We start from the raw sequence: 14,654 nt of genomic DNA, 5'->3' as shown, positions 1-14,654 counted from the left end.
TTTTCACCCGTTCGAGATGTATTTCCGGAGGGGGTTCGCGCCTCTTTACAAGTGGGGGAGGTGCGAGAGATGAGTCTGCTGCCGGGGTCCGCCGCCGTCGTGATCGCGACCGGTGTCGCCGCGCTGCTGTTCCCGTCGTTCGTCGCCGGTCAGCACCGGCGGCACGGCGAGCTGCGCGCGGGAGAGGCCGTGCTGCGCTTCGCCGCGCTGCTCTACGCGATCGCGCTGGCCTGCTACGTGCTGCCGCCTGCGGGGACGACCTGCTTCGCGGCGCAGCTGCGACCGCTGGCGAGGCTGTCCAGCGCGGTCGGGTTAGGGCAGTTCGCCTGCAACGTCGCGCTGTTCGTCCCGCTGGGCGCTCTGCTGCGGCGGGCACCACCGGTGGCGGTGCTGGCCGGGGCGGGCCTGTCGGTGTTCATCGAGGTCACCCAGCTGACCGGGTTGTGGTTCCGCTTCCCGTGCCCGGTGCGGGTGTTCGACGTCGACGACGTCCTCGCCAACACCCTCGGCGCGGTGCTCGGCGGCCTGCTGGTCCCGCTGCTGCCTCGGCCCTCCCCCGTCACCGGACCGGCCGGTGCGCCACGTCCGGTGACGGCCGGTCGACGGCTGCTGGGGATGAGCTGCGACGGCCTCCTGCTGTGGTGGCTGGGCGCGGTCTGCGCGACCGCGACCGGTGCCGTGCTGCGCTGGTCCGGGGTCGTGGCCACGCCGCTGCTGCAGGTGGGCGCGACCTGGCTCGCCCCCGCGCTGATCCTGCTGGTCGCGAGCCTGCGCGCGGACGGCACACCAGGTCAGCGGCTCGTGCTGCTGCGCGCCCGAGCGCCGAACCGGTGGTCGGTGGTGCTGCGCTGGGCGCTGGGGACCGGTGGCCTCGCGCTGCTGCAGGCGGGCTGCGAGCTGGTGCGCGGTGCGCCCGGCGCAGCGCTCGGCGTGCTGTGGTGCGCCGGGCACGCTCTCGGCGCGCTCCGGAACCAGCGCGGAATCACAGATCCGCGCGGAATCACCGGCAGGCTCGCCGGGTTGGAACTGACCGACGTCCGCGGACCGGCGACGGCCCGCACCCCGTGAGGCAGGATGGAACCGTGCGGCACTTCGACCTAGTCATCATCGGCTCCGGCTCCGGCAACTCGATCCTCGACGACCGGTTCGCCGACTGGAACGTGGCCATCGTCGAGAAGGGCATCGGCCCGAACGACGCCTACGGCGGCACCTGCCTCAACGTCGGCTGCATCCCGACGAAGATGTTCGTGCACACCGCGGACATCGCCGGCGCCCCCGACGCCGGTGCCGGGCTGGGGGTCGACCTGGAGCGCCGGGGCGTGCGCTGGCCGGAGATCCGGGACCGGATCTTCGGCCGCATCGACCCGATCTCCGAAGGAGGTCGCCAGTACCGCGCGGAGGGCTCGCCCAACGTCACGCTGCTGACCGGCAACGCCCGGTTCACCGACGTCAAGCAGCTCACGGTGCAGACCGCCGACGGCGCCGAGACGATCACCGCCGACCGGTTCGTGGTGGCCGCGGGCGGCCGCCCGGTCATCCCGGCCGTCCCCGGCCTGGACCAGGTGGAGGTGCGCACCAGCGACACCGTGATGCGCCTGGACGAGCTGCCCAGCAGCATGATCATCATGGGCACCGGGTTCATCGGCGCCGAGTTCGCGCACGTCTTCAGCTCCCTCGGCGTGCGGGTCACCATGATCGGCCGGTCCGGCCGCGTGCTGCGCGCCGAAGACGAGGACGTCTCGGCCCGGTTCACCGAGATCGCCGACCGGCGCTGGGACCTGCGGCTCCACCGCAAGGTCGTCGCCGCCGAGAAGGCCGGCGGGCAGGTCCGGCTGAAGTTGGAGGGCCCGGACGGCGAGGAGACCGTCGAGGCCGAGGAGCTGCTGGTCGCGGTGGGCCGCACCCCCAACGCGGACCTGATCGACGCGGCCGCGGGCGGCCTGGAGCTCACCGACGACGGCAAGATCGCCGTCGACGACACCCAGCGCACCTCGGTGGAGGGCGTGTGGGCGCTCGGCGACATCAGCTCCGACCACGAGCTCAAGCACGTCGCCAACCACGAGACCCGCGTCGTGCAGCACAACCTGCTGCACCCGGACGCGCCGATCTCCTCCGACCACCGCTTCGTGCCGCACGCGGTGTTCTCGGGTCCGCAGATCGCCTCGGTCGGCCTCACCGAGCGGGAGGCCCGGGACAAGGGCGTCGACTACGTGACCTCCACCCAGGACTACGCGGGCATCGCCTACGGCTGGGCGATGGAGGACACGACCGGTTTCGCCAAGCTGCTGGCCGACCCGAGCAGCGGGCTGCTGATCGGCGCGCACATCATCGGCCCGCAGGCGCCGACGCTGCTGCAGCCGATCATCCAGGCGATGCACTTCGGTCTGGACGCGCGCAGCATGGCGCGCGGCCAGTACTGGATCCACCCGGCGATGCCGGAGCTGCTGGAGAACGCCCTCCTGGACCTCCCCCTGGGCTGAACCTGCCGCTCAGCTGAGTCGTCGCACGTCAAGCGGGGTTTCGACCGCGGTCCCGTCGGGCCCGCGGTCGACCCGGTAGGCCCCGGCCCGACCCCGCTCGGCGAGCGCTTCGACGAGCTCGGTGCCCCGGTAGAGCAGACCGGCCCCGTCGTCGGTGGCGTAGCCGGGCGGCAGCGCGCCCTCGGCGATGAGCCGCTGGAACAGCGGGCGCCGCTGCGGCTCGCTGTCGTAGTGCACGCCGTTGGAGTGCGGCAGCAGGCCGAGCCCGTCGGTGATCGGCCGCAGGTCGGGGCCGAACGAGTCGGTGGTGCCGCCGATGTGCCAGCAGATCGATCCGGCCGACACCCCGGTGAGCACCACCCCCGCCTGCCACGCCTCGCGGAAGATCTCGTCGAGCCCGTGCAGCCGCCACATCGCCAGCAGCCCGGCGACGCTGCCGCCCCACACCCACACGACGTCCCTGCTCAGCAGGTGTTCCCGCACCTCGGCCAGGTTCGGCATCGGGAACAGCGCCAGGTGACTGGCCTGCCACCCCTCGGCGGCCGCGTTGGCGTAGAAGGTGCTGATCGTCTTCGGGTCGTCGCCGACGGCGGTGGCCAGCAGGCACACGCGCGGCGCGCGGCCGCTGGTCCCGGCGAGGTCGACGGCGTGCCGGGTGAGCGGAGCGACCTCCCACTGCAGGCGCTGCGCCGCGCGCAGACCACCGCTGGTGGCGAGGATCGTCGGGGCGTCAGCGGGCATGGGCGGAGGCTATCCGGCTCGGCGGGAGCATCGGCGCCGCTCGCTCACGCGGTCCCCGGATCGGACCAGTAGTCGGTCCCCACGTCGAAGGTCCCGCCGTCGTGCGGGGCGACCCACGAGGCGGCGACGACGCCGGCGGCGAAGGCACCGCCGCGCTGCGCGGGCACGGGTGACGGTTCCAGCGACACGGCGGGCGCGCCGAAGCGCGTGATCACGACGTGCTCGCCGGCCTCGGCGCGGTCGATCAGCTCGGTCAGCCGCTCGCGGGCTTCGTCCACGGAAAACTCAACAGCCATGCCGACAAGTTACCCGCATCACACGGATGTTGAGACCATTTCGGGTAGTGGTGTGGGCGGTTCTACCTAGTCCGAAACCGACGAACGCGACATCTGGCCCAGTGAAGCGCGCACCTGCGGCAGCCCCTTCGGCGGGCCGTCGTCGAGGAGCCTGCGCAGCGCGTCGGTGTCGAGGTGCCGGGCGACGAGATCGCCGAGCAGGTCGAGCTGGGCGGCGCGGATGTCGGCGAAGACGGTGTCCTCGGCCGCCCGGAACCCGTCGCGTCCGGCACGCAGCGCCGCCCAGGTCAGGAACTCGCGGCGGAACGCGTCGTTCTCGAACAGGCCGTGCCAGTGCGTGCCCAGGACGGGACCCGAGATGCCGCCCTCCCCTTCACCGTCGGGCAGGGTCACCAGCGGCGGCAGGTCGCCGCGCCGGACCGCGACGCCGTGGTGGATCTCGTACCCCGCGACGGCCTCGCCGAAGGCGGCCCCGCGCGGTGTGGCCAGGGTCTTGTCCGGCGCGAAGTCGATCTCCAGGTCGAGGAGGCCGAGGCCGTCGACCGCGCCGGTGCGGGACTCGACCTCGTCGTGGATGCGCTGGGACAGCATCTGGAACCCGCCGCAGATCCCGGCGACCGGCAGTCCGGCGCGCGCGTGCTCGCGGATCGCTTCGGCAAGCCCGGTCTCCCGCAGCCAGGCCAGGTCGGCGACGGTCGCCTTCGACCCGGGCAGCACAACCAGGTCGGCGTCGGACAGCCTCGACGGCTCGGTCACGAACCGCACGGCCACGCCGGGTTCGGCGGCGAGCGCCTCGACGTCGGTGGCGTTGGAGATCCGGGGCAGCCGGGGCACGGCGACCCGCAGCCACTGCCCGCCGCGCGGCGGTGCCGGTCGGCCCACGACGCCGTCGGCGACGTAGGACAGCGAGTCCTCGGCGTCGAGCCACAGGTCCTCGGCCCACGGCAGCACTCCGTGCACGGGCCGCCCGGTCAGCGCCCGCAGCTGGTCCAGGCCCGGCCGCAGCAGCTCGGGGTCGCCGCGGAACTTGTTGATCACGAATCCGGCGACCAGCGCCTGATCGGCGGCGTCGAGCAGCGACAGGGTGCCGAAGAGCTGCGCGAACACGCCGCCCCGGTCGATGTCGCCGACGACGACCACCGGCAGCCGCGCGGCCTGCGCGAGCCCCATGTTGGCGATGTCGCTGGCCCGCAGGTTGATCTCCGCGGGCGACCCGGCCCCTTCGCAGATCACGTGGTCGTAGTCGCGCCGCAGATCATCCAAAGTGGACGAGACGGTTTCCAGCAGCGCGGCCTTGCGCTCCCGGTAGGACATCGCGGTCACCTCACCGGCGACCCGCCCCAGCACCACGACCTGCGACTGCCGGTCGCTGCCGGGCTTGAGCAGCACCGGGTTGAACCGCACCGAGGGCTCGATCCCGCACGCCGCGGCCTGCACCGCCTGCGCCCGCCCGATCTCCCCGCCATCGGGCGTGACGACGGAGTTGTTCGACATGTTCTGCGCCTTGAACGGCGCCACCCGAACCCCGGACCGGGCCAACCACCGGCAGATCCCAGCGGTCACCACGCTCTTCCCAGCATCCGACGTCGTCCCAGCGACCAACAGCGCATTCACAACCACGTTCCTACCCCATGCACCTGGCACGGGGACCAACCCCCGAAACCCGGACACAGGACGAATCGCCTCAACTACTCTCCCGGTTGGCCCGACCACTCCGACCCCACGGATTCCGATGACCACACCTGACGACTACAACGCCAAGCTGCAGGTCAGATGGCCGAGGTCGGGCAGCAGTTCGTCGGCGGCAGTGCCACCCTCGCATTCGTCGAGAACCGCATCCCCCACCGCTACGCGGGCGATGACCCCAAAAGACCCCGGACAACCATGCGATTCAAGGCACCGGGCGGGGTTTGGAAGGCAGCACGCCAGCGCTGCGAAGGACGCGTGGGCTGAGCTTCAAGTGAGAAAGGAATCTCCTACGTCATGGGACTGTGGAACTCGAACAACCTCGCGGTCCGACTGACGAAGCTGATCGGTGGGCTCACAGTCACGGCGGCCATCCTGATGTTGTGGCCGACAGTCGTCTTCTCCTTCCCGCAGAAACACGAAAAGCCGAACTCGACGGCGCATGTCCAGTCATGCGAAGACACCGGCCCTATCACCAGACGCGGATTCGGGAGCAACTGGAACTGCGCTGTCACGATTCGCGATGATGAAACCAGCGAGACCTGGACAACCGACCTGGACATGAACTTCTTCACCCCAGATGACGTGGGAAAGGAGAAGCGCCTCACCTGGGGGTATGGCGGTGGCCGTTTCAACAGCAACAAGGAACTGCGGAGGTCAAAGCAGCACGCCGGAGGGCGAGGGAGCAGCGGAAGGCCGCCCGCAAGCGAAGCAGTTCGGGTCCGAACTCTGCGACTGGACCGGGTGGAGGCGGTTCCGGGAGAACCGCCCCTCCGTCGTCTCAGGGTTGGGTGAGGATTTCGTTGCCGTCTTCGGTGATGAGGATGGTGTGCTCGAACTGGGCGGTCCAGCTCTTGTCCTTGGTGGTGACCGTCCAGCCGTCGTCCCACATGTCGTACTCGTGGGTGCCGAGGGTGATCATCGGCTCGATGGTGAAGGTCATGCCGGGTTCGAGGACGGTCTGCACCGACGGCTCGTCGTAGTGCAGGATCACCAGTCCGCTGTGGAACGAGCGGCCGATGCCGTGGCCCGTGAAGTCGCGGACCACGCCGTAGCCGAAGCGCTTGGCGTAGGACTCGATGACGCGACCGATCACGTTGAGCTGGCGGCCCGGCTTGGCGGCCTTGATGCCGCGCATCGTCGCCTCGTGGGTGCGCTCGACCAGCAGGCGGGCCTCCTCGGAGACGTCGCCCGCCAGGAACGTCGCGTTCGTGTCGCCGTGCACGCCGCCGATGAAGCCGGTGACGTCGACGTTGACGATGTCGCCGTCCTCGATGATCGTGGAGTCCGGGATGCCGTGGCAGATCACCTCGTTGATCGAGGTGCAGCAGGACTTCTGGAAGCCCCGGTAACCCAGCGTCGACGGGTACGCACCGTGGTCGAGCAGGTACTCGTGCACCACGGCGTCGACGGAATCGGTGGTCACACCCGGTTCGATCGCCTTGCCCGCCTCAGCCAGGGCCTGCGCCGCGATCTTGCTCGCGTACCGCATCGCCTCGATGACCTCGGGCGGCTGCACGTCGGGGTCGGTGTTGCGCTGGGGAGCCGGTTTGTCCACGTACTCGGGACGCTCGATGTGCGCTGGGACTTGGCGGCGCGGCGTCGCAACGCCTGGCTTCAACGGGGCTCGAACCGGCATGCCCCCACTCTAACCACGCTCACCGGACCCGACTCCGGGCGGTAACCGCGGGTGGGCGAAGTTTCAGCGGGAACTCCGCCCACGCGGTCGGAACGACTCTCAGGCCGGGGACGCGGTGGCCAGGCCCGCTTCCTTGGCCGCTTCCAGCAGCGCCGGGTCGTAGGAGACGTAGGTCACCGGCTCGTTGCGGATGCCGCAGGCCGAGGCGAGGTGGATGGCCTCCACCGGGCCGAGGTCCGCGCGCAGCTCGCTGGCGCTGTCGAGCACCTCCTGCTGCACGGGCAGCGTGTCGAGCTTCGACACCACGATCGAGGCCAGGTCCTCGGCCGCCGGGCCCTGCTCGCGGAAGTTGCGCAGCACGTCGACCTTGGACAGCGCGCTGGTCACCCGCGGCTGCTCCCAGCGGTCGCGGATCCACTGGCTCAGCGCCTGGCTCTCCGGTTCGGGGGCGATCATCTTGATCAGCGCGGAAGAATCGAAGTAGATCAAAACCACTCCTGTTCACACCTGGGCGGCGCCGGCGACCTTCGGGGGAGGCGTTGCCGGCACGGTTCGTCGGGGATGCCCGCCGCCGGCGGAGCGGCGGCGCGATGCGCGTCCGGACAGGCCGGACACCGGGCCGCCGTCGCCCACAGCCGCAACGCAGCGTGGCGGCCGGATCGCGCGTCAGTGGCGCTCAACCGGTGACGACCCCACGAGAACAGCAACGAGACCCCGCTGCTGCGCTCGATGGGCTACAACCTAGCACCCAACTGACCCTAAGTGATCACCCAATCACGTGAAGCGACCGCGTTTCCCCCGCACGGCGGTGCCGGGCGGGGGAACGACGACGCCGCCCGGCTCTCCGAGAACCGGGCGGCGTCGCGATGATCAACCCTCAGGGGCGACCCACCGTCACAGGCCGCCGAGGAACCTCTTCGCCGCGTCGACCGACGGGCCCGAAGCGCCCGCGTCGGTGATGAGCACCGCGAACGCGACGTCGTCGCGGTAGCCGACGAACCAGCCGTGCGAGTGCGTGCCGTCGCCGAACTGCGCGGTACCGGTCTTGCCCCGGACCTCGCCCGACCCGGCCAGGCCGCGCGCCGTCCCGCCGGTGACGACCTCGCGCATCATCGAGCGGAGCTGGTCCAGCGCCGCGGGCGAGACCTTCTCCGGGGTGGCGTCGGCCTTGGTCTCCTGGCCGCGCATCAGCGTCGGCGTCGGCATGCCGCCGTTGGCCACCGACGCCGCGGCCAGCGCCATCCCGAACGGGCTGGCCAGCACCTTGCCCTGGCCGATGCCGTTCGCCGCGTGCTGGGTGACGGTCTCGGCGTTGGTGACCTTGCCGGTGATCGTCGTCGCGCCCGGCATGTCGAAGTCCACGCCCAGGCCGAACTTCGCGGCCTCCTTCGGCAGCGCGTCGTCGGGCAGGTCCACCGACAGCTGCGCGAACGTGGTGTTGCAGGACTGGGCGAACGCCGTGTGCAGCGGCACCCGGCCCAGGTCGAACTCCTTGTCGTTGGGCAGGGTCATGCCGTCGAAGACCTTCTTCGCCGGGCACTCCACCGGGGTGTCGGCGCGGACCTTGCCCGACTCCAGCGCGGCCGCGCCGGTGACCATCTTGAACGTCGACCCCGGCGGGTACTGCCCGGACAGCGCCATCGGGCCCTGCGCGTCGGCCGGGTCGTTCTGCGCGACCGCCAGCACCTCGCCGTTGGAGGGCTTCATCGCCACGATCATCGCGGCCTGCGGGATCGGGTCCAGCGCCTTCTCGGCGGCGCGCTGGGTGCGGTCCGACAGCGTCACCGAGGTCGGCGGGACCGGCTTCTCGGCGACGGTGTGCAGCTTGCGGACCTCGGTGCCCTTGCCATCGGTGATGGCCACCTGCCACCCGGCGTTGGCCTTGACCTGCTCGTCGACCTTCTTCGAGACGCCCGCCAGCACCTGGGAGGCGTAGCCGCGCTCGGCGGCGAGCAGCCGCATCTGCGCCGGGAACCGCACGCCCGGCAGGTCGTAGATGCTCGCGCGCACCTTGTCGTAGTCGGCCTGCCGCAGCGTGACGACCTGGTACGGCTGGCCGGGCGGGGTCTTGCCGACTCCCTCGACGATGGACTGCTGGGTGATCGCCGGTTCGATCGGGCTCAGCGCCTGGGCCAGCTTCCCGGCCACGCCCGGAACGTCACCGGCCTCCTGGCCGTTGAGGCTGACCGTCACCACCGGCTCCGGCCCCATCAGCTGCCGGCCCTCGGATCCCGTCACGGCTCCGGGAGCGGGCAGCACCTCGCTGTAGGCGAGCGTCTGACCGGGCTTGAGGTCGGGGTGCAGCACCGACGGCGCCCACAGCACCTTCCAGCCCTCGGACTCGTCGACGAGCTGCACGGTGCTGGTGTAGCGCCAGACCTTGCCCTCGCCGAAGTCCCAGGAGAGATCGACCTTCGCCGACGCGCCCTGCTCGTTCTCGGTGACCTGGCCGAGAGCGGCGTGCGAAGCGGTCGGGGCGAGGGTCTTGCGCGCCTGCTCCAGTCCGCGGCGCGCGGCGTCGGGATTGTTGGTCTGGGCCGCCGCGCCCGCCGCGTCACCTGCGGCGACGGCGTTGACGAACGAGGTGGCCACGTCCTTCTCGGATGGTCCGGTGCTGCACCCCGCCACTGGAACCAGCAGCAGTGCGGTGAGCCCGACCATGATCCGCGAGGCAAGCATGCCCGCGAGTATGCCGAACCTTTGTGCGGCACCGAATCCGGGTTCCGGCACACCGGGCGAAAACCGTCACGGGGACGTCCGGTTCAGGTCACAGCAGGACGGTCGCGAACTCCCCGACGCGGCGGAAGCCGACCTTCTCGTAAGCGGCCCGGGCGGCGACGTTGAAATCGTTGACGTACAGGCTCGCGGTCCGCCCCAGCCCCCGCACCAGCCGGTCGGCGACCGCCGCGGTGCCCGCGGTGCCCAGGCCCGTGCTGCGGCGGTCCGGGTGCACCCAGACGCCCTGGATCTGGCCGACCGTCGACGACAGCGCCCCGATCTCGGCCTTGAACACGACCTCGCCGTCCTCGAAGCGCGCGAACGCCCGCCCGGAGGTGATGAGATCGGCCACCCGCGCCCGGTAGCCCGCACCGCCGCCGTCGGTGGAGGGGTCGACGCCGACCTCCTCGGTGAACATGGCTACCGCGGCCGGCAGGTAGCGCTCCAGCTCCTCCAGCCGCACCGGGCGCACCAGCGGGTCCGGCTGCACGCGCGGGGCGCTCGGAGAGCACCATGAGCGGCTGCTCCGCGCGGACCTCCCGGGCGGGACCCCACTGGGCCTCGACCTCGTCCCACAGCATCAGCACCTGCTCGGCGGGTCCGACCAGCGAGGAGCACACCCGGCGGCGGCGCAGCGCGCGGTCGGCGAACGCCCGCATCGCGTCCGCGCCACCGCGCAGCGGGACCAGGTTCGCCCCGGAGAAGCACATGCCGGTCAGCCGGGTTCCGTGGCCCCAGAGCTCGCCGCCGAGGCGCAGCGGGTGCACCCCGGCCTCCTCGACGCGCGCGGCGACCATGCAGGCGGCGACGGGCGCGGAGTCCAGCACGGAGCGGACCAGGTTCGCGTCGCGTTCCTCCAGCAGGCGGGCACCGGCAACCTTGAGCACCAGCCAAGACTGCCAGAAATGCCACGCTAACGGCTGACCGGTGGAGATCCACCACATCCGGCACGGCCGTGCTCACCCGTTCGGAGCAGCGGAAACGCCGTGGAAACGGATCAGCCGCCCGGAGCGCGTCCGGGCGGCTGATCGGTGCGGGAGTCAGCTGACGGTGACGGTCGGGCTCGCGCCCTCCTCCACGGTCTCGCCCATGTCCTCGGCGATGCGCATGGCCTCTTCGATCAGGGTCTCGACGATCTGGTGCTCGGGCACGGTCTTGATGACCTCGCCCTTGACGAAGATCTGGCCCTTGCCGTTGCCGGAGGCCACGCCCAGGTCGGCCTCGCGGGCCTCACCGGGGCCGTTGACGACGCAGCCCATGACCGCGACGCGCAGCGGCACCTCCATGCCCTCCAGACCGGCGGTGACCTCGTCGGCGAGCTTGTAAACGTCGACCTGGGCGCGTCCGCAGGACGGGCAGGAGACGATCTCCAGCTTGCGCGGCCGCAGGTTCAGCGACTGCAGGATCTGGGCACCGACCTTGATCTCCTCGACCGGCGGGGCCGACAGGGAGACGCGGATCGTGTCGCCGATGCCCTGGCGCAGCAGCGCGCCGAAGGCGGTCGCCGACTTGATGGTGCCCTGGAAGGCCGGGCCGGCCTCGGTGACACCGAGGTGCAGCGGGTAGTCGCACTGCTCGGCGAGGATCTCGTAGGCGCGCACCATGACCACCGGGTCGTTGTGCTTCACCGAGATCTTGATGTCGTGGAAGTCGTGCTCGGCGAACAGGCCCGCTTCCCACAGCGCCGACTCGGCCAGCGCCTCGGGGGTGGCCTTCCCGTACTTCTCCATCAGGCGCGGGTCGAGGGAACCGGCGTTGACGCCGATCCGGATCGGCGTGCCGTGGTCCTTGGCGGCCTGCGCGATCTCCTTGACCTTGTCGTCGAACTTCTTGATGTTGCCGGGGTTCACGCGCACCGCCGCGCAACCCGCTTCGATCGCCGCGAAGACGTACTTCGGCTGGAAGTGAATGTCGGCGATGACCGGGATCTGCGACTTCTTCGCGATGGCCGGCAGGGCTTCGGCGTCGTCGGCGCTCGGGCACGCGACCCGGACGATGTCGCAGCCCGCGGCGGTGAGTTCGGCGATCTGCTGCAGCGTGCTGTTGACGTCAGCGGTGACGGTCGTGGTCATGGTCTGCACGGAGATGGGGCTCTCGCTGCCCACTCCGACCGGTCCGACCTGCAACTGGCGAGTCTTGCGCCGCTCCGCGAGCACCGGGGCGGGGCCCGCGGGCATGCCCAGATCGACGGTCATCGATACCTCTCCACCTCTTCTGGTGTGCTTCGGACGGTGTCCCGCCCGCATTCCACGATACCGGCGCACCTTCATCCGGCTGGACGTCCGGGCGTCTGACGGATCACGTTGGGTGATCGACATCGGCCGTTCATGTCCCGTTCGGCCCACGAATTCGAGCCGCGGATCACCCTATCGGTGATCTTGCGCTCACAACGACGCACCACTGCCGTCGCTAAGCCCGACGCACCCTCCCCCGCTGTGAACCCCCTCCACCACAGCGGTGAACTTTCCAGGGCGAAGTCTCCGGGCGGCTAGTACAGCGTCACCGGGTTGACGATGTCGGCGACCAGCACCAGCAGCGAGTACGCGATGAACACCAGGCTGACCGCGTAGGCCAGCGGCATCAGCCGAGCCGTGTCGAACGGGCCCGGGTCGGGGCGCCTGACCAGCTTGGCGAAGCCGCGCCGGATCGACTCCCACAGCGCGCCCGCGACGTGCCCGCCGTCCAGCGGCAGCAACGGCAGCATGTTGAACACGAACAGCGACAGGTTCACGCCCGCGAGCAGGTTGAACATCAGGATGATCCGGTCGTCGACCGCGATCTGGTCCGTGGCCAGCACCTCACCGCCGAGGCGGCTGGCGCCGACGATGCCCACCGGCGAGTCCTTGTGACGCTCGCCTCCGAAGATGGCCGAGACCAGGTCCGGGATCCGCTGCGGCAGCTCGACGATCTTCTGCGCGGTCAGGCTGACGAAATCACCGATCGTGTTGGCCACGCCGCCGATGTCCTGCTTGACCAGCACCGACGTCGGCGACAAGCCCAGGAAGCCGACCGTCTCGTACTCGCTGGTCGAGTTCAGCTTGGGCCGCTCGGTCTGCATCAGGTCGGCGGTCAGCGTCTGCCGGTGCCCCTCGCGCTCGACCACCACCGGGACCGTGCCCTTCGAGGTGCGGATCTCCTGCTGGAGGTCCTCCCACGTCTGGAACGGCTTGCCGTTGAACTCCAGGATCCGGTCACCCGGCTTGAACCCGGCCGCGGCGGCCGGCGAGGGCTTCGCGCCGGGCGGGCACTTCTGCGTGTCGGGGGCGTCGGCGGGCAGCACGCACTCGCTGACCGTGGACACCGTCAGCGTCGGGGTGTTGAGGCCGTGCCCCATCAGGATCGCGGCGAAGATGCCGACCGCCAGGATCAGGTTCATCACCGGGCCGGCCATCATCACGATGATCCGCTTCCACGGCGAGCGCTGGTAGAACTGCCGGTGCGCGTCCTCGGGCTTGACGTCCTCGGCCGACATCTGCCGCGCGTCGTCGATCATCGCCCGGAACGGCGAGGACGAAGCGGAGCGGCCCATCTCCTCGTCCTTCTGCGGCGGGAACATGCCGATCATGCGGATGTAGCCGCCGAACGGGATGAGCTTCACCCCGTACTCGGTCTCGCCCTTCTTGCGGGACCAGATGGTCCGGCCGAAGCCCACCATGTACTCGGTGACCTTGACGCCGAACATCTTCGCGGTCGCCAGGTGCCCCAGCTCGTGCCACGCGATGGAGAACAGCAGCCCGAAGAAGAAGATCAGAATGCCAACGACGACCAGCACTTACTCCGCCTTCCCTCCGGCCAGCTCACGCGCCCGGGTCCGCGCCCACTCCTCGGCCGCGAAGACCTCGTCGAGCTCCGACGGTGCGCCGCGCCACTGGTCGGCTGCCCCGAGCGTGTCACTGACAGTCTGCACGATCTGCGGGAACCGGAGGCGGCCGTCGACGAACGCCGCCAGCGCCTCCTCGTTCGCCGCGTTGTAGATGGCGGGCAGGCATCCTCCGCCGGAACCGGCCGCCCGGGCCAGCTCGACTGCCGGGAACGTCTCGTCGTCCAGCGGTTCGAAGGTCCACTCCTGGGCGTCGGCGAAGTCCAGCCGCGGCGCGACGCCGGGGACCCGGCGCGGCCACTCCAGGCCCATCGCGATCGGGATCTTCATGTTCGGCGGGCTGGCCTGGGCGATCGTGGCGCCGTCGGTGTAGGTGACCATCGAGTGCACGATCGACTGCGGGTGCACCACCACGTCGATGCGCGGGTACTCGATGCCGAACAGCAGGTGCGCCTCGATGAGCTCCAGGCCCTTGTTGACCAGGGTCGCGGAGTTGATCGTGACGACGTTGCCCATCGCCCACGTCGGGTGCGCCAGCGCCTGCTGCACGGTGACCTCGGCGAGTTCGTCGCGCTTGCGGCCCCGGAACGGGCCGCCGGAGGCGGTCAGCACCAACCGGTCCACGTCGGCGTTGTCGTTGCCCAGCAGGCACTGGGCGAGCGCGGAGTGCTCGGAGTCGACCGGCACCAGCTGCCCGGGCGCGGCCTTGTCCAGCACCAGCGCACCGCCCGCGACCAGCGATTCCTTGTTGGCCAGCGCGAGCTGGGCGCCGGTGTCCAGGGCGGCCAGCGTCAGCCGCAGACCGCGCGAGCCGTCGACGCCGTTGAGCACCACGTCGGCCGGGGCGGCCTCGATGAGCTCCAGCGCGGACTCGGGCCCGGCCAGCAGCCGGGGGAGCTTGAACTCGCCCTCGGCGTAGCCCCGCTTCTGCGCCTCGGAGTAGAGGGCGAGCTGGACGTCCTCGGCGGCTGTGCCCTTGGCCACGGCCACGACCGGGACCTCGAACTCCAGCGCCTGCGCGGCCAGCGCCTGCGGGTCGCTCCCGCCCGCGGCCAGCCCCACGACCCGGAACCGGTCCGGGTTGTCGCGCATCACGTCGAGTGCCTGGGTACCGATGGAACCGGTCGATCCGAGCACCAGAACGGTGCGCGGGGTGTCGCTCTGTGTGCTGGTGTCCGCGTGCATCGACGCCATTGTCCCCGAAGGAGGTGAGCCGGTGCCCCTCGCGGTGCACAAATCACCTTCGGGCGTCACGATCGGGGTATCGGCGCTGC

12 protein-coding genes and 1 pseudogene are annotated in these 14,654 nt (G+C 70.6%); 3 read left to right on the top strand and 10 right to left on the bottom strand.

What is annotated here, in order from left to right:
- The first annotated feature begins 69 nt into the window (after positions 1–69).
- Together REH65_RS23160 and REH65_RS23155 are read left to right on the top strand one after the other, a co-directional pair.
- Positions 70–1,068 (top strand): VanZ family protein, encoded by a 999-nt coding sequence (locus REH65_RS23160; protein WP_406689061.1) that lies wholly within the window; start codon positions 70–72, stop codon positions 1,066–1,068.
- Between the two features lie 14 nt (positions 1,069–1,082).
- The gene (locus REH65_RS23155; RefSeq protein ID WP_406689060.1) at positions 1,083–2,480 is read left to right on the top strand and encodes a mycothione reductase; all 1,398 of its coding nucleotides are present in this window, start codon (positions 1,083–1,085) and stop codon (positions 2,478–2,480) included.
- A 9-nt stretch (positions 2,481–2,489) separates the two neighbouring features.
- Here REH65_RS23155 and REH65_RS23150 read toward each other — a convergent pair whose 3' ends face one another.
- The 3 genes from REH65_RS23150 to REH65_RS23140 form a co-directional block, all read right to left on the bottom strand.
- Complete coding sequence (locus REH65_RS23150; RefSeq protein WP_406689059.1) at positions 2,490–3,221, bottom strand: Type 1 glutamine amidotransferase-like domain-containing protein; 732 nt, start codon at positions 3,219–3,221, stop codon at positions 2,490–2,492.
- A 44-nt stretch (positions 3,222–3,265) separates the two neighbouring features.
- Positions 3,266–3,517, bottom strand: coding sequence for a type II toxin-antitoxin system Phd/YefM family antitoxin (locus REH65_RS23145; protein ID WP_406689058.1), 252 nt, complete (start codon positions 3,515–3,517; stop codon positions 3,266–3,268).
- A gap of 66 nt (positions 3,518–3,583) precedes the next feature.
- On the bottom strand, positions 3,584–5,131 hold the full coding sequence (locus tag REH65_RS23140; RefSeq protein WP_406689057.1) for a cobyric acid synthase: 1,548 nt from the start codon (positions 5,129–5,131) through the stop codon (positions 3,584–3,586).
- 369 nt (positions 5,132–5,500) lie between these two features.
- Here REH65_RS23140 and REH65_RS23135 point away from each other — a divergent pair, with 369 nt between their 5' ends.
- On the top strand, positions 5,501–5,998 hold the full coding sequence (locus REH65_RS23135) for a DUF6346 domain-containing protein (RefSeq protein ID WP_406689056.1): 498 nt from the start codon (positions 5,501–5,503) through the stop codon (positions 5,996–5,998).
- Here the strand turns inward: REH65_RS23135 and map are convergent.
- The 7 genes and pseudogenes from map to dxr all read right to left on the bottom strand — a co-directional run bounded on the left by map (position 5,985) and on the right by dxr (position 14,574).
- Entirely contained in the window at positions 5,985–6,842 is an 858-nt protein-coding gene (gene map, locus REH65_RS23130) for a type I methionyl aminopeptidase (protein ID WP_406689055.1), read from the bottom strand. The two genes, REH65_RS23135 and map, sit on opposite strands and share 14 nt — an antisense overlap.
- Before the next feature lie 99 nt (positions 6,843–6,941).
- Positions 6,942–7,331 carry a type II toxin-antitoxin system VapC family toxin gene (locus tag REH65_RS23125; protein WP_281454847.1) on the bottom strand — a complete coding sequence of 130 codons (390 nt, stop codon included), beginning with the start codon at positions 7,329–7,331 and terminating at the stop codon, positions 6,942–6,944.
- A gap of 405 nt (positions 7,332–7,736) precedes the next feature.
- Positions 7,737–9,521 (bottom strand): penicillin-binding transpeptidase domain-containing protein, encoded by a 1,785-nt coding sequence (locus REH65_RS23120; RefSeq protein ID WP_406689054.1) that lies wholly within the window; start codon positions 9,519–9,521, stop codon positions 7,737–7,739.
- 88 nt (positions 9,522–9,609) lie between these two features.
- Positions 9,610–10,447 (bottom strand): annotated as a pseudogene (locus tag REH65_RS23115) (GNAT family N-acetyltransferase).
- 153 nt (positions 10,448–10,600) lie between these two features.
- On the bottom strand, positions 10,601–11,755 hold the full coding sequence (gene ispG / locus REH65_RS23110) for a flavodoxin-dependent (E)-4-hydroxy-3-methylbut-2-enyl-diphosphate synthase (RefSeq protein ID WP_281454850.1): 1,155 nt from the start codon (positions 11,753–11,755) through the stop codon (positions 10,601–10,603).
- A 293-nt stretch (positions 11,756–12,048) separates the two neighbouring features.
- Entirely contained in the window at positions 12,049–13,332 is a 1,284-nt protein-coding gene (locus tag REH65_RS23105; protein ID WP_281454851.1) for a site-2 protease family protein, read from the bottom strand.
- Entirely contained in the window at positions 13,333–14,574 is a 1,242-nt protein-coding gene (gene dxr / locus REH65_RS23100) for a 1-deoxy-D-xylulose-5-phosphate reductoisomerase (RefSeq protein ID WP_406689053.1), read from the bottom strand. It abuts the gene before it with no gap.
- Between the last annotated feature and the right edge of the window lie 80 nt (positions 14,575–14,654).

This window comes from Saccharopolyspora sp. ID03-671 (assembly GCF_045278815.1).
GTDB classification, from domain to species: Bacteria; Actinomycetota; Actinomycetes; order Mycobacteriales; family Pseudonocardiaceae; genus Saccharopolyspora; species Saccharopolyspora ipomoeae.
This window is presented reverse-complemented; position numbering and strand designations above follow the sequence as displayed.